This is a genomic window from Foliimonas ilicis (assembly GCF_039939195.1).
In the GTDB taxonomy this organism is placed as follows: domain Bacteria; phylum Pseudomonadota; class Alphaproteobacteria; order Rhizobiales; family Rhizobiaceae; genus Foliimonas; species Foliimonas ilicis.
This window is the reverse complement of the sequence record NZ_JBDUUH010000012.1, coordinates 186,924-207,571: the sequence shown is the minus strand read 5'-3', so window position 1 is coordinate 207,571 and position 20,648 is coordinate 186,924. Positions and strand designations below refer to the sequence as shown.

At 59.2% G+C, this 20,648-nt stretch carries 21 protein-coding genes and 1 tRNA gene; 12 read left to right on the top strand and 10 right to left on the bottom strand.

Annotated features, from left to right (window positions below):
- Window positions 1–272: 272 nt before the first annotated feature.
- The 5 genes from ABFT80_RS22880 to aroA all read right to left on the bottom strand — a co-directional run bounded on the left by ABFT80_RS22880 (window position 273) and on the right by aroA (window position 6,350).
- Window positions 273–1,907: an MFS transporter gene (locus ABFT80_RS22880; protein ID WP_347974267.1), complete on the bottom strand. Its 1,635-nt coding sequence runs from the start codon at window positions 1,905–1,907 to the stop codon at window positions 273–275.
- 156 nt (window positions 1,908–2,063) lie between these two features.
- A complete protein-coding gene (gene rpsA, locus ABFT80_RS22875; protein WP_347974266.1) occupies window positions 2,064–3,770 on the bottom strand; it encodes a 30S ribosomal protein S1 in 1,707 nt (568 codons plus the stop codon).
- Between the two features lie 202 nt (window positions 3,771–3,972).
- Window positions 3,973–4,623, bottom strand: coding sequence for a (d)CMP kinase (cmk, locus tag ABFT80_RS22870; RefSeq protein ID WP_347974265.1), 651 nt, complete (start codon window positions 4,621–4,623; stop codon window positions 3,973–3,975).
- Window positions 4,620–4,985 (bottom strand): hypothetical protein, encoded by a 366-nt coding sequence (locus ABFT80_RS22865; protein ID WP_347974264.1) that lies wholly within the window; start codon window positions 4,983–4,985, stop codon window positions 4,620–4,622. Before ABFT80_RS22865 ends, cmk begins: the two co-directional genes overlap by 4 nt.
- A gap of 3 nt (window positions 4,986–4,988) precedes the next feature.
- Window positions 4,989–6,350 carry a 3-phosphoshikimate 1-carboxyvinyltransferase gene (gene aroA, locus ABFT80_RS22860; protein ID WP_347974263.1) on the bottom strand — a complete coding sequence of 454 codons (1,362 nt, stop codon included), beginning with the start codon at window positions 6,348–6,350 and terminating at the stop codon, window positions 4,989–4,991.
- Between the two features lie 194 nt (window positions 6,351–6,544).
- On the opposite strand from aroA, the gene ABFT80_RS22855 reads away from it, so the two are divergent.
- The 3 genes from ABFT80_RS22855 (at window position 6,545) to ABFT80_RS22845 (ending at window position 7,788) form a co-directional block, all read left to right on the top strand.
- Window positions 6,545–6,931 carry a TIGR02300 family protein gene (locus ABFT80_RS22855; protein WP_347974262.1) on the top strand — a complete coding sequence of 129 codons (387 nt, stop codon included), beginning with the start codon at window positions 6,545–6,547 and terminating at the stop codon, window positions 6,929–6,931.
- 188 nt (window positions 6,932–7,119) lie between these two features.
- A tRNA-Ala gene (locus ABFT80_RS22850) sits at window positions 7,120–7,195 on the top strand.
- Between the two features lie 197 nt (window positions 7,196–7,392).
- Window positions 7,393–7,788 (top strand): DUF1801 domain-containing protein, encoded by a 396-nt coding sequence (locus tag ABFT80_RS22845; protein WP_347974261.1) that lies wholly within the window; start codon window positions 7,393–7,395, stop codon window positions 7,786–7,788.
- Between the two features lie 8 nt (window positions 7,789–7,796).
- On the opposite strand, the gene ABFT80_RS22840 is transcribed toward ABFT80_RS22845, so the two are convergent.
- A complete protein-coding gene (locus tag ABFT80_RS22840) occupies window positions 7,797–8,159 on the bottom strand; it encodes a DUF423 domain-containing protein (protein ID WP_347974260.1) in 363 nt (120 codons plus the stop codon).
- Between the two features lie 228 nt (window positions 8,160–8,387).
- Here ABFT80_RS22840 and ABFT80_RS22835 point away from each other — a divergent pair, with 228 nt between their 5' ends.
- The 8 genes from ABFT80_RS22835 (at window position 8,388) to ABFT80_RS22800 (ending at window position 17,521) form a co-directional block, all read left to right on the top strand.
- Window positions 8,388–9,305 carry a sulfurtransferase gene (locus tag ABFT80_RS22835; RefSeq protein WP_347974259.1) on the top strand — a complete coding sequence of 306 codons (918 nt, stop codon included), beginning with the start codon at window positions 8,388–8,390 and terminating at the stop codon, window positions 9,303–9,305.
- A 77-nt stretch (window positions 9,306–9,382) separates the two neighbouring features.
- On the top strand, window positions 9,383–10,561 hold the full coding sequence (locus ABFT80_RS22830) for a YeeE/YedE family protein (RefSeq protein ID WP_347974258.1): 1,179 nt from the start codon (window positions 9,383–9,385) through the stop codon (window positions 10,559–10,561).
- A gap of 160 nt (window positions 10,562–10,721) precedes the next feature.
- On the top strand, window positions 10,722–11,633 hold the full coding sequence (gene osmF, locus ABFT80_RS22825; RefSeq protein ID WP_347974257.1) for a glycine betaine ABC transporter substrate-binding protein OsmF: 912 nt from the start codon (window positions 10,722–10,724) through the stop codon (window positions 11,631–11,633).
- 79 nt (window positions 11,634–11,712) lie between these two features.
- Window positions 11,713–12,873, top strand: coding sequence for an ABC transporter permease (locus tag ABFT80_RS22820; RefSeq protein ID WP_347974256.1), 1,161 nt, complete (start codon window positions 11,713–11,715; stop codon window positions 12,871–12,873).
- Window positions 12,870–13,811, top strand: a complete 942-nt coding sequence (locus tag ABFT80_RS22815) for an ABC transporter ATP-binding protein (protein WP_347974255.1) — start codon at window positions 12,870–12,872, stop codon at window positions 13,809–13,811. Before ABFT80_RS22820 ends, ABFT80_RS22815 begins: the two co-directional genes overlap by 4 nt.
- Window positions 13,808–14,557, top strand: coding sequence for an ABC transporter permease (locus ABFT80_RS22810; protein WP_347974254.1), 750 nt, complete (start codon window positions 13,808–13,810; stop codon window positions 14,555–14,557). The genes ABFT80_RS22815 and ABFT80_RS22810 overlap by 4 nt, the downstream gene beginning before the upstream one ends.
- Before the next feature lie 153 nt (window positions 14,558–14,710).
- Complete coding sequence (locus tag ABFT80_RS22805) at window positions 14,711–17,263, top strand: HWE histidine kinase domain-containing protein (RefSeq protein WP_347974253.1); 2,553 nt, start codon at window positions 14,711–14,713, stop codon at window positions 17,261–17,263.
- A gap of 78 nt (window positions 17,264–17,341) precedes the next feature.
- On the top strand, window positions 17,342–17,521 hold the full coding sequence (locus tag ABFT80_RS22800; protein WP_347974252.1) for a hypothetical protein: 180 nt from the start codon (window positions 17,342–17,344) through the stop codon (window positions 17,519–17,521).
- A gap of 326 nt (window positions 17,522–17,847) precedes the next feature.
- Here ABFT80_RS22800 and ABFT80_RS22795 read toward each other — a convergent pair whose 3' ends face one another.
- The 4 genes from ABFT80_RS22795 to ABFT80_RS22780 all read right to left on the bottom strand — a co-directional run bounded on the left by ABFT80_RS22795 (window position 17,848) and on the right by ABFT80_RS22780 (window position 19,574).
- Window positions 17,848–18,186 carry a hypothetical protein gene (locus ABFT80_RS22795; protein ID WP_455189985.1) on the bottom strand — a complete coding sequence of 113 codons (339 nt, stop codon included), beginning with the start codon at window positions 18,184–18,186 and terminating at the stop codon, window positions 17,848–17,850.
- 202 nt (window positions 18,187–18,388) lie between these two features.
- Entirely contained in the window at window positions 18,389–18,571 is a 183-nt protein-coding gene (locus ABFT80_RS22790) for a DUF3606 domain-containing protein (RefSeq protein WP_347974251.1), read from the bottom strand.
- A gap of 71 nt (window positions 18,572–18,642) precedes the next feature.
- Entirely contained in the window at window positions 18,643–19,092 is a 450-nt protein-coding gene (locus tag ABFT80_RS22785; protein ID WP_347974250.1) for a DMT family transporter, read from the bottom strand.
- Window positions 19,089–19,574: a DMT family transporter gene (locus ABFT80_RS22780; RefSeq protein WP_347974249.1), complete on the bottom strand. Its 486-nt coding sequence runs from the start codon at window positions 19,572–19,574 to the stop codon at window positions 19,089–19,091. The genes ABFT80_RS22785 and ABFT80_RS22780 overlap by 4 nt, the downstream gene beginning before the upstream one ends.
- A gap of 108 nt (window positions 19,575–19,682) precedes the next feature.
- Here ABFT80_RS22780 and ABFT80_RS22775 point away from each other — a divergent pair, with 108 nt between their 5' ends.
- Window positions 19,683–20,627, top strand: a complete 945-nt coding sequence (locus ABFT80_RS22775) for a DUF5996 family protein (RefSeq protein ID WP_347974248.1) — start codon at window positions 19,683–19,685, stop codon at window positions 20,625–20,627.
- The last annotated feature ends 21 nt before the right edge of the window (window positions 20,628–20,648 follow it).

Here is a 20,648-nt window from a genome sequence, read left to right as displayed (position 1 = left end):
CGCGACAACCTCGCCCGCTTCAACCGGCGATCAAAGCGCTTTTCAAAAACCCATCAAATGCTCGACATAACCCTCGCACTGTTCTTCAACAGGCATCTCATTACGAGTCCAATGTAAACACTGCCCCCTCAAGGGGGGAGATTGGCTGACATCACTCTCCGCTTTCTTTCTACAACGTCAGCAATTTATGCCCCGCGTTCATGACGGTGTAATCTCCCCCCCTTGAGGGGGAGATGCCCGGCAGGGCAGAGGGGGGTGCCTCGCGATGCTATCTACTGGTGCAGATCGACCATGTGCTTGGGCTGCACGATGGAGGCGGCCCAATCGGTCGGGCGCTCGATCATGCGATGCACGCGGGGCGGTTCGGAACCGCTGTGCAACTGCCGCAGCTTTTCGCCGACTGCGGCATCGGCCTGCGTGATGCGCTGGTTGTGGCGGACATATTCGACCCAGGTCGGCGTGTGATAGGTTTCCATCCACAATTCCGGGTTTTCCAGATCGCGTGAAAGCACCCATTGGCGGGCACCGTCGCGGCGGCGAACACGGCGGCGTTCGGACATGACATTCAGGAATTCGAGCGTGTCTTCTTCCTTGATGATGTACTCGATGGTGATGACGATGGGGCCGCTGCGCGGCTTCAGATCGAGCGCGAGGTCGGGCTCCTTGAAGCGGTTGAGGGGATCGAGATTGAGCACGGTCTGCTCCGGCAGGGTGAACCATTTCAGGCCGAGGGCGGCACCCAGAATCATCAATACTGCCGACGAAAGCAGGGCTTTGTCCGGGCCGTATTCTTCGGCCATCAAACCCCAGACCCAGCTTCCCAGCGCCATGCCGCCGAAAGTCGCGGTCTGGTAGAGCGACAGTGCGCGGCCGACGACCCAGCGTGGTGTCGACATCTGCACCGTGACGTTAAAGAGCGAAAGCGAGACGACCCAGCTTGCGCCGCCGATCAAAAGCGCGATGCAGGTGAAGATCGGGTTCGTGCTCATCGCCGCCGTGCAGGCGCAGATGGCGAAGCCCAGAAAGCCGATGCGCACGATCCATTCGCTGGACAGGCGTTCGCGCAGACGCGCGCTGATCAAGGCGCCGAAAATCGCGCCAATGCCGAACGCGCCGAACAGCACGCCGTAAAGAAGCGGGCCGCCCTGCACGATGTCACGAGCGACCAGCGGCAGGAGGGCGAGAACGGAAATTGCGGTGAGGCCGAAAACGAAGCCGCGCAGCAGAACTTTTTCGATGTTGGGCGACATGGCGACGTAGCGAAGGCCGGCACCGATCGCCAGACCCATCGTTTCGCGGGGAAGGGGGCTTGGCGGGATTGCGGGCTTCCAGCGGAGGAGTACGAATATCAGTGCGAGATAGCTGGCGGCATTGACCGCGAATGCGGCGGCGGCACCCGCGGCGGCGACGATCGCGCCGCCGATGGCCGGGCCGACGCTGCGCGTCAGGTTGAAGCCCATGCTGTTCAGGGCGACCGCGGCTGGCAGATCAGCGCGCGGGACCATATCGCCCACGGACGCCTGCCAGGACGGATTGTTGAGCGCCGTGCCGCAGCCGATGAGGAAGGTGAAGGTGAGGAGCAGCCACGGCGTGATGACGCCCATATAGGCGGCGACCGTCAGCGAAACCGACACGATAAGCATGAAAAACTGCGCGACTAGCATCACCTTGCGGCGATTGAAATTGTCGGCGATGGCGCCTGATACGAGCGAAAACATCATGATCGGCAGTGCGGTCGAGGCCTGAACGAGCGCCACCATGTCCACCGAATCGGAGATCGACGTCATCATCCACGCCGCACCAACGCCCTGAATCAATCCGCCGAAGTTGGAAGCAAGACTCGCAGTCCAGACGGCCCGGAAGGTGCTGTTTTTGAACGGGGCGAGGGGCGAGGACCGATCGGTCACGGAATACTGCTTTCATGTCGTGGCGAACGAATCGGCGCGTGGATCACGTTAGAGCAAAGATGGATTGCGGGGAATTGTTCCCGCACCGGCAAAGAAAAACCCCACCGGATCGCTCCGGCGGGGTTTTTCGTTTTCGTATCGCCTTAGCGGCTAGGACTATTCGTCCTTGCCACCGCGGTTCTTGAGGGCGGCGCCGAGGATGTCGCCCAGCGATGCGCCGCTGTCGGTCGAACCGAACTGCGCAACTGCCTGCTTCTCTTCAGCGATTTCCAGCGCCTTGATGGATACCTGCAGCTTGCGGGTCTTCTTGTCGAAGGCGATGACGCGTGCATCGACCTTCTGGCCGACGGTAAAGCGCTCTGGGCGCTGTTCGTCGCGGTCGCGGCTCAAGTCAGCGCGCTTGATGAACGTCTCGATGTCGTGATCGACGAGACGAACGTCCAGGCCGCCATCCTTGACGCCGGTGACTTCGCAGGTGACGACAGCGTTCTTGCGCAGTTCGCCGGACGTTGCGGCTTCGCCGACAGCGTCACGAGCAAGCTGCTTGACGCCGAGCGAGATACGCTCCTTGTCGATGTCCACGTCGAGAACCTGCGCCTTGACCATGTCGCCGCGATTGTACTCTTCGATGACCTGCTCGCCCGGACGGTTCCAGTCGAGGTCGGAGAGGTGGACCATGCCGTCCACGTCGCCTTCGAGACCAATGAACAGGCCGAATTCGGTCTTGTTCTTGACTTCGCCTTCGACGACTGCGCCGACCGGATAGCTGCGTGCGAATGCTTCCCAAGGATTTTCGAGGGTCTGCTTGAGGCCCAGCGAAATACGACGCTTCGAAGGATCCACCTCGAGCACGACGACATCGACTTCCTGCGTTGTCGACAGGATCTTGCCGGGGTGCACGTTCTTCTTGGTCCACGACATTTCCGAAACGTGGATGAGGCCTTCGATGCCTGGCTCCAGCTCGACGAACGCACCGTAGTCGGTGATGTTCGTGACGGTTCCGGTGATCTTCTTGCCGATCGGGAACTTGGTGCCGATGTCGTTCCACGGATCGCTCTCGAGCTGCTTCATGCCGAGCGAGATACGGTGGGTTTCCTGGTTGATGCGGATGATCTGCACCTTGACCGTCTGACCGATGTTGAGGATTTCGGTCGGATGGTTGACGCGGCGCCATGCCATGTCGGTGACGTGCAGAAGACCGTCGATGCCGCCGAGATCAACGAACGCACCGTAATCGGTGATGTTCTTGACGACGCCTTCGACAACCTGACCTTCTTCAAGGTTCTGGACGATTTCCGAACGCTGCTCAGCACGGCTCTCTTCGAGCACGGTGCGGCGCGAAACCACTATGTTGCCGCGGCGACGATCCATCTTGAGGATCTCGAAAGGCTGCGGGTTGTGCATCAGCGGGGAAACGTCGCGGATCGGGCGGATATCAACCTGCGAACGCGGCAGGAAGGCCACGGCACCGTCGAGATCGACCGTGAAGCCGCCCTTGACCTGGTTGAAGATAACGCCTTCGACGCGCTCGCCCTTGTTGAATTTCTCTTCGAGCTTGACCCAGCTCTCTTCGCGGCGGGCCTTCTCGCGGCTGAGCATAGCTTCGCCCAGTGCGTTTTCGATGCGCTCGACATAGACTTCGACGGTGTCGCCGACATTAAGCTGGCCGTCCTTGGCCTTCGCGCCGAATTCCTTCAGCGGCACGCGACCTTCGACCTTGAGGCCGACGTCGATGATGGCCATGTCTTTTTCGATGGCAGTGATAATGCCGCGAACGACCTGACCTTCACCCGAATGGCCGTCGGAAAACGACTCTTCGAGAAGGCTTGCGAAATCGTCGCGGGTTGGATTGGAAGCTGACATTGTTTCTCCTGGAAAGCCCTGCATTCTGGCAGAGCCCGGCGCCGTTGGTTCGAGTTGCGTTTGCCTGACCGTCATTCCGGGACTAATCCCTGATGCCGCATTTCGCGGACAATTTCGGCGCATGAGAATGCTGGCAGGCGGTTTTCTGGTCCGGTTCGTTCCGAATTTAAGTGCCGGAAAACGGCAATCGGATCATTCCGGGTCAGATATTGCGTCTTTTGGCCATCGCGATTTCAACGATTGCTTTGGCTGCTAGAAACGCGGCTTCTATACTCATTTCCGACGTATCGAGCAAGTGCGCGTCTTCTGCGGGTTTGAGCGGCGAGTCGGTGCGGCCCATATCGCGCTCGTCCCGGCGCTGAATATCCGTGAGAATCTGGCTGAAATCGGCCTGTCCGCCGCGTCCTTCAATGTCGCGCAGGCGGCGCGTCGCGCGCACTTCGGCGCTGGCCGTCACGTAGAGCTTTACCTCGGCTTGAGGGCAGACGACCGTGCCTATGTCGCGGCCGTCGAGCACAGCACCGCCATTCTGTCCAGCAAAGGTGCGCTGCTTTTCAACCAGAATGCGCCTGACTTCGGGGATGACCGCAACGCGGGACGCTGCATCAGCAACCGCATGGGCCGACAGCGCTTCGCGATCGAGATTGCCGAGATCGACCAGATTTGCGGCGGCGACCGCATGGCTTTCATCGTCCAGCGACCAATTCCTCGCCAGCATCATATGCGCAACCGCACGATAGGTGAGGCCGGTATCGAGATGCGGCAGGTGATAATAGTCGGCAAGACGGCGTGCGAGCGTGCCCTTGCCGGATGCGGCGGGTCCGTCGATTGCGATGGTGAATGGTGTCGTCATGCTTTTCCTGCATTCCGGCGGCTGACAATATTGGCGATCACATACCCTGCCAGCAATCCCCAGGCGGGCGGCAGGCTTAGAAACAGATATGGCCCCCAGTCGCTGACACGTTCCTGGCGAAAGGCGGTGGTGGGGCCGATGTCGAAATCCTCTTCGCGGGTGCCGCCTATGCCGCTGAGAATGTAATAGGCGGTCAGCACAAGCGGGAAAATGGCGAAGACGTACGTCACGCCGCGGCCGGGCTTGCCGCCATGCGCCTCGATGCTGGCATAGGTCGTCCGCCCGGACCAGACGATGAACGGCACGGACAACATGAGATAGAGCAGATATGTCGTTACGAACGAGGCAAACTGCTCCAGCATCTTTTAGCCCGCAGCCATTTCCAGCGGCTCGATGTTTGCGCCGAGGCCGGTCATCAATCCCATGAATTCGGGGAAGCTGGTGACGATCATCGCCTGATCGTCGATGCTGACCGGCTTTTCCGACGCAAGGCCCATGACGAGGAAGCTCATGGCGATGCGGTGGTCGAGATGCGTTTCGACCATGCCGCCGCCGAGACCCTTGCCATCCGGGCGGCCGCGCACCGACAGTGACGCCTCGCCTTCGGTGCAATCGACGCCATTGACCTTGAGGCCATTGGCGACGGCGGAAAGGCGATCCGATTCTTTCACGCGTAATTCGTCGAGGCCCTGCATGATGGTTTCGCCCGTGGCGAAAGATGCAGCGACCGCCAGAACCGGATATTCATCGATCATCGAAGGTGCGCGTTCGGCGGGAACGGTGACGCCCTTTAGTTCGGAGGCGCGGACGCGCAGATCCGCGACATCTTCGCCGCCTTCGCTACGCGGGTTCAGCAGTTCGATCGAACCGCCCATTTCCAGAAGGGTCGTGATGAGGCCGGTGCGGGTCGGGTTCATCAAGACATTTTCGATGGTGATGTCGGAGCCTGGAACGATCAGCGCTGCCACGATCGGGAAAGCGGATGAAGAGGGATCGCCCGGCACCGCGATGGTCTGGCCGTCGAGCTTGCCCTGACCTTCGATGCGGATGTGACGCACGCCGTCCTTGTCCGTCTCGACCTCGATATTCGCGCCGAAGCCCTTGAGCATCTTTTCCGTGTGGTCGCGCGTCATGACTGGTTCGATGACGGTGGTGACGCCGGGCGTATTCAAGCCGGCGAGAAGCACGGCGGATTTGACCTGAGCGGATGCCATCGGCACGCGATAGGAAATGGGAGCGGCATGTTTTGGGCCGCGCAGGGTGATCGGCATACGGTCGCCGGGTGAGGCTTTCAGCACCTGAACGCCCATTTCGCGTAACGGATCGAGCACGCGCGCCATTGGCCGTCCCGAAAGGGATGCGTCGCCGATGAAGGTCGTTTCCATGTCATATGTGCCGACAAGGCCCATGGTCAGGCGCGAGCCGGTGCCGGCATTGCCGAAATCGAGCGGCGCTTGCGGCTGCAGCAGGCAACCATTGCCGGTGCCGTGAATTATCCACTCAGCGCCGTGCTTTTCGATTCGCGCGCCCATGGCTTTCATGGCATCGCCGGTGCGCAGCACATCTTCGCCTTCGAGAAGGCCGGTAATGCGCGTCTCGCCGGATGCCAGACCGCCGAACATGAAGGAGCGGTGGGAAATGGACTTATCGCCCGGAACGCGGAAACGGCCGGTGAGCGAGTTTGAAGAGCGGGCGAGAGCAGGCTTTGGCGTAGAATGCGCGGTCATGAATGGTCCTCACAAGGGAAGATCGCAAGTTCGGCCTTCCAGATGATGCGGCGGTCTCCTACCATGAGGTGTCCCCCTTGCGAAAGGCTTTGTAAAAGAGCATTTCGTTCCATTGACAGATATGTCCCATTTAGCTTTGACAGGGCCGCAAACTGCGGTTATGGGGACCAAACTTTTAAGGACGAGGCTCTCACGTGGCAAAACCCGAACTTGGTACAAAGCGTATCTGCCCGGAAACGGGCCGCAAATTCTTCGATCTGAACAAGGATCCGATCGTCTCTCCTTATACCGGAAAGTCGTATCCCCTGTCGTACTTCCAGTCCGCTGCCGAAAAAATGGCGGCTGAAGAAGAGGAAGTCGAAGACAAAGAAGTCGATAACGAAGAAGAAGGCGCCGAAGTCGTTTCGCTCGAAGAGGCGGACGAAGAAGCAAAGACCGGCGACGATGTGCCGGATATCGACGATGAAGAAGACGTCGATCTCGGCGACGACGATGAAGATACCTTCCTCGAGGACGAGGAAGAAGACGACGATGACGTTGCAGACATTATCGGTGTTGGCGACGACGACGACGATACATGATACAGGCTCATGCCGGTCCCGGATGCGCATGCGTTCGGGGCGGCATTTTCACCGCTCGATAAAAAGCTTCCACAGAGGCTTGATCTTGAGGTGAGGCGGCGCTAGAAGCCGCCATCCAGACCGGTGGAGCAGGGTTCGTTCTCAACTCCACCACTACCAGAGTTGCCGGTGTCCAACACCCGCATCGTGGGGCCATAGCTCAGCTGGGAGAGCGCCTGCATGGCATGCAGGAGGTCAGCGGTTCGATCCCGCTTGGCTCCACCATTTTTATCTCACGGCAATTCGCTTCGCTCATGCCTCCGATGGGGCGCGCTGACCGCGCGACGCCCGGTCGGGCTTGCGAACCCTGCGGGTTCGAAACGGTCGCGGCTTACTCCGGCTCGTATCTCTTTTCACAATTCCACCGTGGCGCTATCATTGCAGGCACATGAACCGGAACTTGAATTCGGGGCACAACGCCAATGAATCCCTCGGAACGCATCGATCAGCTAATTGCGGAAATTACTGACTGGCGTGGCGAAACCTTTGCCGCTGTCCGCAAGATCATCCTAGCGACTGACCCCGAGATAATCGAGGAATGGAAGTGGATGGGAAGCCCGGTGTGGTCGCGCGACGGAATGATCGCGGTTGGCAATGCTCACAAGGGCAAGGTGAAGCTCACATTTGCCCATGGGGCGGGGCTTTCGGACCCGGACAAGCTTTTCAACGCAGAGCTAAACGGTAATACAAGGCGCGTAATCGATTTTTTCGAGGGCGACAAGGTCGATGAGCGCGCCCTGAAAAACCTCGTCCGCGCTGCCATCGACTACAATCAGACCAAATTGAAGAAGAATGCGAAGGCGAAAGCGCAGAAATAAACCGGTTCTTATCTGGTTGGATAGTGAAGCCTGCCGAAAAACGCCTGTGCGCCGATGAGAACCCAGCCGGCAATCATCAAGATGCCGCCCGAAGGCGCGGCGAGCGGGAACAGGCGCTGTCCGAGATAGTCTCGCGACACCAGATCACCCGCAAACAGAATCAACCCGGCAAGCAGCGCCCACGATCCAACGCGTAGAAGCTTGCCCGCAACGAAGCCGAGCACGAGGAAGGCCGGGGCGTGGGCGAGCAGGAAGGATGCGGCGACGCCGAGATTGCCGCCGCCTGCATGAGCGGCGATTGCAGACAGCGCCACGCCCAAAGCGCCGCAAAGGCCCGCAAAGCCGAGTGCTGCCCGATTTATAACGTTCATTTCATCGCTCTCGATTGTTGGTGGCCGAGTAGAGGTCAAACGCGGTTTGCGCGCAAGCTTCAAGCGCTTCTGGAATGATCGTTCTCCAGAGGTGCGAAATTTGGAATTTTTTCGCTCTCCTAAGTTGTGTCGATCCATAACATGCAATTTCCAGCAAGGTTCTGTCATGACGGCCGTGCGCGGACAATCAGGCAATTACGAACGACCGTTTAAACACAGGAGAAGGACATGAAATATCTGAAAGGGCTGGGGGCTCTCCTCGGAGGATTTATCGTCGCGGCAAGTGCGCAGGCTTCCGATGCGCTGGTCAGCGCCGACTGGGTGCAGGACAATCTGCAAAACCCGAAAGTGCGGGTGTTTGAAGTCAGTGTCGATACGGGCGTTTATGAGCGCGGCCATATTCCAGGTGCGGCACATCTCAACTGGCACACCGATCTGGTCGATCCGGTGAAGCGCGACATCGCCACGCGCGAAGCATTCCAGGAGACGCTGCGCGCCGCAGGCATCGACAAGGACACGACGATCGTTCTTTACGGCGACAACAACAATTGGTTCGCAGCTTGGGGCGCATGGGTATTCGACGTCTACGGTCTCGGCGATCAGGTGAAGCTGCTCGATGGAGGGCGAAAGCTCTGGGAGGCCAATGGCCTGCCGCTCGACACGGCTGCGGTCGATCATGACGATTCGGCCATCGAATTGCCGGAGCGCAACAATGAACTGCGCGCACGTCTGAGCGACGTTCTCGACGTCGCGGAAGGCCGTGCGGAAGCAAAGCTGATCGATATACGCTCCAATGACGAATACACCGGCAAGGTGTTTGCGCCGGAAGGCGTGAAAGAGCTTTCGCTGCGCGCCGGTCATATTCCGGGTGCGGAAAATGTGCCTTGGGGCAAGATCGTCAACGAGGACGGCACGTTCAAATCGGCCGACGAGATCAAGGCGATCTATGCCGAGGTGGGCGTCGATGGCTCCAGGCCGATCATCACCTATTGCCGCATCGGCGAGCGTTCCAGCCACACATGGTTCGCGCTCAAGCGCATCCTTGGCTACGACGTGAAGAACTATGACGGTTCGTGGACCGAATATGGCAATGCCGTCGGCGTTCCGGTGGTCAATGTCGCAGGCACCGTATGGACCGGTAAATAAGCTTCACAATCGGACTTTTCGAAGGAGCGGGCACCTGACGAGGTGTCCGCTTTTCCTCGTATAAACGGATATCTGAAATGATCGCAAAGCCTGTGCGTGTGGTTCTGCCTGTTGCGATACTTGCCGGATTGGCGCTTTGGGCGTGGTTTCTTTCGGGCGACCCGACCGCGCGCAATCTCGTGTTTTCGCTGATCGTCGGGGCGGTGTTCGGCATTGTTTTGCAGCGTTCGCGCTTCTGCTTTCTGTGCAATTTCCGCGATTTCATCGAAAAGCGCGATGCGCGTGGGCTGGTTTCGATCATTGTGGCGCTGGCGGTGGGTGCGGTGCTCTACCATGCGGTGATGATGGCCTGGGCGCCGGTGCCGCAGCCGGGACGGCTTCCGCCAAACGCGCATATCGGTCCGGTCAGTCCGTTTCTGGCGGTAGCGGCCTTTGTCTTCGGCATCGGCATGGCGATTTCCGGGTCGTGCCTTTCGGCGCATTTCTATCGGCTGGGCGAGGGATCGGCTGCGTCGCCATTTGCGCTGATCGGCGCGGGCGCAGGGTTCTTCCTTGGGTTTGTCACATGGAATCCGATCTATCTGGCAAGCGTTTCCGAAAGCCCGGTCGTCTGGCTGCCGCACTCGATCGGCTATGCCGGTACGCTGGCCGTGACGCTTCTGCTTTGTGCGGGATTGCTTATTGCGGTCGTCGCATATGGCAGGCGCGTGACGGTCGAAAACGCATCGGGCGATGGGCTTGCAGTGCTTGGCCGCTCGGTTTTCGTCGAGCGTTGGCCTGCTTTGATCGGCGGAATTGCGGTCGGCGTGATTTCCGCCGTTTATTTCTTCAGGGTCGCGCCGCTTGGCGTTACGGCTGAACTGGGCAGTCTCGTCCGCACGGCAGGCCGCGCTTACGATGCGCTGCCGGGAACATTGCTCGGCCTCGACACGCTGCGCGGCTGCGCGACGGTGGTGAAAGAGACGCTGCTTTCGGCAAACGGACTGTTCGTGATTGGTCTGGTTCTTGGCAGTTTCGCCTCGGCGCTCGGTGCCGGGCAGTTCAAACCGACGCTGCCGACAGGTGGTCAGATCGTGAAGGGCCTGACTGGTGGCGTGTTGATGGGCTGGGGCGCGATGACCGGGCTTGGCTGCACGGTTGGTGTTCTTCTGTCCGGCATCCATGCCGGTGCGCTTTCAGGCTGGATCTTTCTGATCTTCTGCGTCGGCGGCGTCTGGCTTGGGCTTATCGCCATGCGCCGGATTGCAGGCTCCTGACAAACCTACGTTGCTAAACCGCACAAACTGAAATTTTATAGGCTGCAATATCTTCCAAATTTTTGCGGATGCACCAGTTTGGAGAATAGTATGCCCCGACGATGCACAGGATTTGTGGTCCAAAGGCGCATTCGCATCCGAAATTCAAGGGAAACGGAAAATGTCTTCCACAAAAATCATTCTCGGCACCGCGTTTGCAATTGCGCTTTCGATGAGCGCTGCCAGCGCGCAGGTCGTCGTATCTTCCAAGATCGACACCGAAGGCGGCGTGCTCGGCAACATCATCCTGTCGGTGCTGAACGCCAATGATATAGCGACCACCGATCGCATTCAGCTCGGCGGCACGCCGGTCGTGCGGCAGGCGATCACCGCTGGCGAGATCGACATCTACCCGGAATATACGGGCAATGCGGCGTTCTTCTTCGAGAAGGCCGACGATCCGGCATGGAAGGATGCGGCGAAAGCCTATGAGGAAGCCAAGAAGCTCGACTATGATGCCAACAAGATCGTCTGGCTGACGCCTTCGCCCGCCAACAACACCTGGGCCATCGCGCTTCGCAAGGATGTGACCGAGGCGAACAATCTGAAGACGCTTTCCGATTTCGGCAAATATGTCAGCGATGGCGGCACGGTCGTTCTGGCGGCATCGTCCGAATTCGTGAATTCGGCTGCGGCCCTTCCGGCCTTCCAAACGACCTATGGATTCACGCTGAAGCCCGAGCAGCTCATCACGCTTTCGGGCGGCGATACGGCGGCGACGATTGCGGCTGCGGCCAACCAGACGAATGGCGCGAATGCAGCAATGGTTTACGGCACGGATGGCGGCATCGCGCCTTCCGGTCTGGTCGTTCTGGAAGACGACAAGGGTGTGCAGCCGGTCTACCAGCCAGCCCCGATCATCCGCGAGGCCGTGCTCAAGGAAAATCCGAAGATCGAGGAACTTCTAAAGCCGGTATTCGAAAAGCTCGACCTTGTGACGCTTCAGGAACTGAACGGCCGCGTTCAGGTCGGTGGTGAGCCTGCAAAGGCTGTTGCCGAAGACTTCCTCAAGCAGAACGGCTTCCTCAAGTAATTTGAGGTCCCGGAGAGGGACGGGCGGGGTCGCCAGAGTTTTCTGGCCAGATCCCGCCCAACCGGGAGAAAGAGGGGCGATGCAATTCAGGTTGGACAAGCTCGGCGTCATAATCGCAGCGCTCGCCGCTTATGCGAGCCTTATCGCGCCGCTTGCGACGTTCCGCGCCAACCGCATCATTGCCGGTGAACCAAGATCGCTTCTGGAAGCTTTGCCGCCAAGTGGCGGATGGGCATTGCTTGTCATCATCGCAGTCGCAACGCTGATTGCGCTGTTCAAAACGCCGACTTGGCTGAGGCTTGCGGCAAGCATTGTGGCGCTTGCAGCACTCGCCTTTTCAATCGGGATTTCTGCCGATTTTCTCACGCCGTCCGACAATAATTACGCGCGGGTTTCGCCTGCATCCGGCTTCTGGCTGCTGCTATTCTCGTTCTCCCTGCTGATGACGGATGCGCTGGCCCGGCTGAAGCTTTCACCGTTGATGCGCATTGCGGTTCTCGTCGTCGCGGCACTTGCCATCTTCCTGCTGCTTGTTTCGGGAAGCTGGGACGGGCTTTCCATTCTCAAGGAATATTCGAGCCGCGCGGATACGTTCTGGAACGAGGCGAGCAAGCATGTGACGCTGGCGCTCGGTTCGCTTGCCGCAGCCGTCATCGTAGGCCTGCCGTTGGGCATCGTTTGCCATAGAGTGCCGAGACTGCGTGACGCGGTGCTGAACGTTCTAAACATCGTGCAGACCATTCCGTCGATTGCGCTGTTCGGCATTCTGATTGCACCGCTGGGCTGGATCGCGCTGAACGTTCCGGGCGCGGCGGCAATTGGTATTCGCGGCATCGGCACGGCACCTGCTTTCGTGGCGCTGTTTCTGTACTCGTTGTTGCCTGTGGTTGCGAACACCGTGGTCGGGCTGGCAGGTGTGCCGCGCGAGGCCAACGATGCGGCGCGCGGCGTCGGCATGACCAGCCGCCAGCGCCTGTTCGGCGTGGAGTTTCCGCTGGCCTTTCCGGTTATCCTGACCGGCATACGCATCGTGCTCGTGCAGAATATCGGCCTTGCGACGATTGCCGCACTCATCGGCGGAGGCGGCTTTGGCGTCTTCGTGTTTCAGGGCATCGGCCAGACTGCGATGGATCTGGTGCTGCTGGGTGCCGTGCCGACTGTTGCGCTGGCATTCGCCGCCGCAATCATTCTCGACGCCATCATCGAATTGACCGCAACTCCGCAAGGCAGAGCAGCATGATCGAGATCGAAAATATCACGAAGCGCTATGGCGATACGACTGTTGTCGACGATGTGTCGCTGGTCGTCGAACCGCGCACGGTGACGGTGATCGTCGGCACGTCCGGCTCGGGCAAGACGACGCTGCTGCGCATGATCAACCGGCTGGTCGAGCCGACATCGGGCGTCATCAAGCTGGATGGCGAGGACAATCGCTCGATGCCGGGCTACGAGCTGCGCCGCCGGATCGGCTATGCGATTCAAGGGCATGGGCTGTTTCCGCACCGGACCGTGGCGCAGAATATCGCGACCGTTCCGGTGCTGCTCGGCTGGGACGAGGCGCGTATCAATGAGCGCGTAAACGAGTTGCTTTCGCTGTTCCAGCTTGACCCGGAAGCCTTCGGCCCGCGCTTTCCCTATGAGCTTTCCGGCGGCCAGCAGCAGCGCGTCGGCGTTGCGCGCGCGCTTGCCGCAGAGCCGAATGTGCTTTTGATGGACGAGCCCTTCGGTGCGCTCGATCCGGTCATTCGTGCAAAAGCGCAGGAAGATTTGCTTTCGATCCAGAAGCGCTTCGGTACGACCATCGTGCTGGTGACGCACGACATGGAGGAAGCTATCCATCTGGGCGACAAGATTGCCGTGATGGATGGCGGCAAGCTTATCCAATATGCAAAACCTGCCGAAATTCTTGCGAAACCTGCCAATGATTTTGTCGAAACGCTGATCGGCACCGGAGACCGGCCATTCCGGCTGCTTTCGCTGGGCGCTGTTGGCGATGTGGTCGAAAAGGGTGAGGCGGCGGGCGAGGCGATACCGGACACGGCGACGCAGCGCGATGCGCTGGCAGAACTTCTCTGGTCGGGCCGTCCGGCATTGCCGGTGGTCGGTGCCGATGGCGCAGTGGTTGGCCGTGTGACGGTCAAAAGCCTGATAAAACACGCGGCGAGGCCTGCCGCATGAGGCTGACGATACCGACGATTTTGCGGTTGGTGGCGCTTGCGCTGCTGATCGCATTCATCGTGTCGCCACAGCTTTTCGAGCCGGTGTTCCGGCCGCTGACGCGCAACAATGCGCCTGCGATCTACAATCAGGGCAGCCTGCTTTCACTGACCTTCATGCATTTGCGCACGGTGCTTATAGCGACAGTTGCTGCGACCATCGTTGCCGTCGGTCTCGCCATTCTGGTGACGCGCCCGGTCGGGGCGGAATTCCTGCCGCTGTCGCGCAGCATCGTGAATATCGGCCAGACATTTCCGCCGGTCGCGGTTCTGGCGCTTGCCGTTCCGGCGGTCGGTTTCGGTGAAAAGCCGACGCTGATTGCGCTGTTTCTCTACGGATTGCTGCCGATTTTCGAAAATACGCTGACCGGGCTGACGACATTGCCGGGAAATGTAACGGAAGCCGCGCGCGGTCTCGGTATGACGAACCGGCAAAAACTGTTCAAGATCGAGCTGCCGCTGGCCGCACCGGTTATTCTGGCGGGCATTCGCCTGTCTGTCGTCATCAGCCTTGCAACCGCAACGATCGGTTCGACGGTGGCGGCAAAGACTTTGGGCGAGGTGATCATTGCTGGCCTTTTGTCCAACAATCTCGCCTTCATCCTTCAAGGCGGCCTGATCGTCGGTATTCTTGCGGTGCTGATCTACGATTCGCTTTCGGCAATCGAAAGAGCGGTCGCGAAACGCATGGGCCGCGCGGCTGTCTGACCCGGTAAAGGTTCGCACGAAAAACGGCAGGCCATTGTAACAAAGTTATAGCAATTAATTCCCACGGGTTTTAGTTTCCCGGCATGCAGAATCTGACACGGCGTTTCCGGCTGAGAGAATTGACGGCGGAGCGTTCCTTCATGAGTATCGCAAATGTCTGCTGAGCGCGTCGATCTCACAAACTGCGATCGCGAGCCGATCCATATTCCGGGCAGCATTCAGCCGCATGGCTGCATGCTCGTCTGCGATATTCACGGCGCGTCTGTCGTTCGCCACTCGGTCAATGCCGGCGAAATGCTGGAACTGAGCGGCGAGATCAACGGTGCGGGGCTTGAATCCCTCGTAGGATCGGATGCCGCGCATACTTTGCGCAACGCTATGTCGACGTCGGGCGAGGGTTCACGGCCGTCGCTGATTTTCGATATGGCATTGCCGAGCGGAAAAAGCTTCGACATTTCGGTTCATCGCTACAAGTCGAGCACGATAATCGAATTCGAGCCGGCTGCATCGGCCAACAAGCCATTGCAGCTTGCGCGCGACCTGATCGGGCGCATCAGCACTATCGACACGGTGGATCGGCTCATTTCGCATACGGCGAAGCTCATCCGGGTCATGCTCGGCTATGATCGGGTGATGATATACCGGTTCGAGCAGGACGGGTCCGGCAAGGTCGCCAGCGAGGCAAAGCGCTCCGATCTCGAAAGTTTTCTGGGGCAGTATTTTCCGGCGGGCGATATTCCGCAGCAGGCGCGCGCGCTCTATCTGCAAAACACGATCCGCATCATTTCGGACGCAAGCTGCATACGCGTGCCGATCGTTCCCGTGATGGATGCTTCGGGCGAGGCGCTGGACCTTTCTTTTGCGCATCTGCGCAGCGTGTCGCCGATCCATTGCGAATATCTGCGCAATATGGGCGTTGCGGCGTCGATGTCGATTTCGGTGATTGTCGATGGAAAATTGTGGGGGCTCATCGCCTGTCACCATTATTCGCCGCGCACACTTCCGATGACCGAACGGGTTGCGGCGGAAATGTTCGGGGAGTTCTTCTCGCTGCATCTCGAAGTGCTGAAGCAGAAAAACAAGCTCGAAGCGGCGAATGCCGCTCGCCGCTCGCTTGACCAGTTCCTGCGGCTTGCCTCGCATCATGCCGATGTCGAGGAGCTTTTGCGCGAAAGCCTGCCGGACCTCATTCGTCTCATGCCATGCGACGGCGTTGGCCTGTTGATGAACGGACGCTGGAGCGCGCATGGCACGACGGCGCCGAAAGAGGCGATACCGGCGCTTGCGCGGTTCGTGGGATCGGTCGCCGATGGCAAGATATGGGCGACGCATTCGCTGCCGCAGAAGCTTGCCAGCGCGCAAGATTACCACGAAGTCGCTGCCGGGGTGCTTGCAATACCGCTATCGTTGCAGCCGGGCGACTATTTGTTCTTTTTCCGCAAGGAGCTGGTGCAGACGCTAAATTGGGGCGGCAATCCCGAAAAAACCTATGAGGCCGGACCGCTGGGCGACCGTTTGACGCCGCGCAAGAGTTTCGCGATCTGGAAGGAGTCGGTTCATCGGCAGTCGCTGGCATGGACCGAAGCGGATCGCGACATTGCCGAAGCGGCAAGGGCGGCGACCGTCGAGGTGGTGCTTCGTCACAACGAACTGATGGCCCAGGAACGTAGCAAGTTCGACGTGCGCCAGCGCATGCTCAATGAGGAACTGAACCATCGCGTGAAGAACATACTGGCGGTGATCAAGTCGCTGGTCGGGCATCCGGTGCAGGAAGGCAAAAGCCTTGCGGATTATGTCGTTTCGCTGAAAGGCCGTATTCAGGCACTGTCATATGCGCATGATCAGGTGGTGCGCGGCGATGGCGGCGGGCAGCTCTACGATCTTCTCAATGCCGAACTCACGCCTTATCGCGCGCAATCGCGGACGATCATGCTGGAAGGGCAGGGCGTCTGGCTGGACAGCCGCGCTTTCTCCGTCATGGCGCTGATATTGCACGAGCTTGCGACCAATGCGGCGAAGTATGGCGCGCTGTCGCGCGATGGCGGTACGCTCGAAGTGACCTGGCACCTGACGCCGGAAGGGGAATGCGAGATATTCTGGCGCGAAAGCGGCGGTCCGCGGGTTTCGCCGCCTTCCCGCGAAGGCTTCGGTACGGCTCTCATCGACCGCAGCATTCCTTATGATCTGGGTGGCGAAAGCACGGTCGATTATGCTTCGGGCGGTGTCGTCGCGCGCTTCCTTCTGCCTTCGCGCCATGTGTCGCCGTCGCAACATTCGGATGCCAGCCCGAAATCCGGGCGCCGTACAGCAGATGCGCTTGGGCCGGGACTTGCCAAGGATGTCAGCGTGCTTCTGCTCGAAGACCAGATGCTGATCGCGATGGATGTCGAGAGCATGCTGGGTGAATATGGCATTTCGGACATCACGACTACGAATTCGGTGGCCGAGACGATGTTGAAGCTGCGCAGCCTGACGCCGGATGTCGCCGTGCTCGACGTCAATCTGGGGCAGGGCACGTCGATATCCGTGGCGGAAGAACTTATGCGGCGTTCGATCCCCTTCATATTCGCCACGGGTTATGGCGATGGCACGATGATCCCCGATATTTTTTCAGGCGTGCCGATCGTTCGCAAGCCTTATGACGCCGATGCGCTCGTTGCAGCGATGGCTGGCGTTTTGCAGAATATCCCAGAGAATTCGAAATAAGTCGTGGGATAACCCCAGGAGTATTATTGCCATTCGGCAAATGAAATGCTCATCTTTTGCTTGGGGCTTAGGGAAACGATGCAGAAAAAGATCCAGATCACGTTGTCGGCGCTGGTGCCCATCGAAGACGGCTTTTCTATCGACGAGCATGTCGATGATGTCGTCAACGCACTGAACCATCTGCTCTGCGATGACATTCAGATCAAGGCGATCCAGAATGTCGAAGGTGCACAACACGCTATCGCAGCAAGTAGCTGATCAGGCGACACGCCGCGCTAAACTGCATGAAGCTGAGCGAAAGCCGGCTTATTCTTTACCCGTCCCTATGATCGGCCTTGCCGTGCAAGCGTTTGATCGAGCCATACAAGCAGCATTCCCGCGATCATGAAGCCGACTGCCATCGCGCAGGTTACGACTTCAAGAATAGCAAGGGGTTGCGGGCTAGAGCCTTTCATTTTTAGATGGGAACGCTGGCGGGACAGCGGGGGCACCTCGTGATTCCGTCAAAACAGAATCCGCTCTAGGCGTCAGGCTGGCCAGACGGAGCAACCCTTGCCCGCAAAGCGGACAAGGGCCGGTCGTGCTTATTCGTGAATGGTGTAAGAGCCCATTTCACAAAGGTCCTGCGTATCGGTCGTGCTGTCGAGATCGGAGTCTTCGCTGAACTCGAACTTCATGTCGTAATTGCAGACGTCGCGACCGTCGGCGATGGTTATCTGGACGCGCTGGCCGGGTTCCAGGACGTCCTGGCCCAGCATATCTTCTTCCCATTCATTGACGCCGGTCGGCGATGTGTAGAACTCGGTGAGAACCGAGTTGGTGCCGTTTTCCAGTGTGAAAACAAGGTCTTCGGCCTGTGCCAGAGATGGAAAAGCAATACAGGCGGCAAGCATTGAAGCCGCTACGAAGTGCGATCTGATCATTTCAATTATTCCCCCACCCATGATTGGGCAGAGACCGGTATCAGGGCGCCCGCATCATGGGAATGGGCCACAGGCACAATCCCGGTATTTCGTTTTCTGGAGATTGCTCAAGCGTGCGTACAGGCGCGCCGCTGCCGGCCCGCATGTCATTATGACGGAATCCGGCGTTTGCTATCGATTTCTGATCCGCAAAGAGTGAGTTTTACGAGTTGCGGGATGCCATATGTGCATCGAGCTTGCGACGGGAAGGGCCGTAGCGCTTGATTATGGTCTTGGCTTCGCTGGTTGGCACGCCAAACTTCTTCGCAAAAGCATCGACTTCATAAGTCTCGTTGTTCGCAACAAGTTTCCGGTCTTCTTTGATTTTTGTTTTGTCGTCGGCCATGTGCGGCACTCCTTATAAGGTCCGGTTACAACTCCCGACATGCGATATCGATCCCGGCGGGTGCGGGCGCCTCAGCTCTTGGGCGATTTCGCGCCGAATTTGCCGCGACGCTGCGTGATCGCGGTGCCTGCAAGGATGAGGAGAACGCCGAGGCTGCTTAGCCAAAGGGAAGATGGAACCGATCGGAAAAGATCGAATACCACGCCCGATACCATCTGGCCACCAATGACGAGCAGGGCAGTGTTGACCGCGCCGATGCGGGCGATGACCCAACTGCCCGATGCAACGAAAATCACGCCGATAGGGCCGCCGACATAGGCATGCCATGGCGCGTCTGCGGCGCCCGATGGCAACAGGCCGCCGATCAGAAGACCAAGTGCCGTCAATGCGACGAAGCCGACGAGGTGGTTCCAGAAAGATGCGATGAGCGGCGAGGTAGAAACGCTGAGCCGTCCGTTGAGCTGCCGGCTGAGGCCGACCAGAACGCCGCCCATCGAGGCCAGAAGGATCATGAAAATCATAGGCCGGCCCTGCTCGCAAGGATGATGAGGGCGCTGCCTGCGAGGATAAGGCCAAGGGCTGCAAGGTCGCGCAGATCCGGCAAGCGCTTGGGCAGGCCAAACAATCCCCAGCGGTCGGCCGCCAGACTGAACGTGACTTGTCCTGCAAGTCCGAGCGCCAGCGTGCCCGAAAGCGCAAGCGGCGAGTTCACCGCAACCGAGGTCAGCATGACGGTGACGGCACCCGAAAGTCCGCCGAGATAAGCCCATGCCGGAGCGCGAGGCTTGGGCCGCAGGGGCGAAGTGCGACGGCGATAGAGAATGGCAAGCAGGACAAGTGCTGCAACCGTGCCGGTGCCATGCGCCGTCCAGGATGAGAACAGCGCATTGCCATAATATGCAAGTTCGCCGTTGAAATGCACCATGAGGGTCAGCAGGCCGCCCGTGCCGAAAGCCGCAAGGAAATGCAGCGGATTGGAACTCTGGGCTTGCGGATTACTCATGTCGACAGTTTTCTCGCGAAGGAATCGGGACGGTGCATGTCGTCATAAACCGTACACCGGGCCTGCTCCATTATGCTATTCGTTGGGTTGCTGCGAGATAAGGAATATATGATGGAAAACTGGCCCGAAATTCCGTTTCCCGCCTGGAAGGATAGCTGCGCTGCCCTCCATCTTTATACGCAGGTTGTTGGAAAATACCGGCTTGCGCGCACACCGTGGCTGAACCATTCATGGCATGCGACGCTCTATCCTTGCACGCGCGGCTTCACGATGGGTCTGGTGGCGGACAAGCCCGGCGGCATCGAAATCATGTTCGATCTCATCGATCATCAGATCGTGGGAACGGCCAGCAATGGCCGCACCGAGCGCTTCGCGCTGGAGCCGATGACGGTCGCCGATTTTCATCGGAAGCTGATTGCGCTTATCTCGGCGCTTGGCGGAACGCCGGATTTCAACGGTGTGCCGAATGAAATTCCCAATCCGGTGCCGTTTGCGCAGGATCATACGCCGCGCCCTTATGACCGCGATGCGGTTACGCGCTTCTTCCGGGCGAGCCTTTCGATTTCCCAGGTCATGCAGCAGTTTCGCACCGGCTTTCTTGGCAAAAGCAGTCCGGTGCACCTCTTCTGGGGCAGTTTCGACCTTGCAGTGACGCGGTTTTCGGGGCGGCCAGCGCCACTGCATCCGGGCGGAATTCCGGCATTGCCGGATGAAGTCACCCGAGAAGCATACAGCCATGAAGTGTCGTCGGCAGGCTTTTGGCCCGGCGGTGGCGGCATCGATTTCCCAGCGTTCTATTCATATGCCTATCCCACGCCGAAAGGCTTTTCGGACGCGAAAGTCGAGCCTGCCGAGGCCTATTTTCACGAGCCGCTAGGTGAATTCGTTCTGCCCTATAATGCGGTGCGGACGGCGGCTGATCCTGAAGCCGCGTTGATGGCATTTCTCGAAACAACCTACCGTGCGGCAGCCGATCTTGGCGACTGGAACGCCGAACTGGAATGCGCCACTGGCGAACCATTGCGTGTCAGGGCTCTAAAGCAGCAATCATAGATGTGGATTGCAACTTTGTAT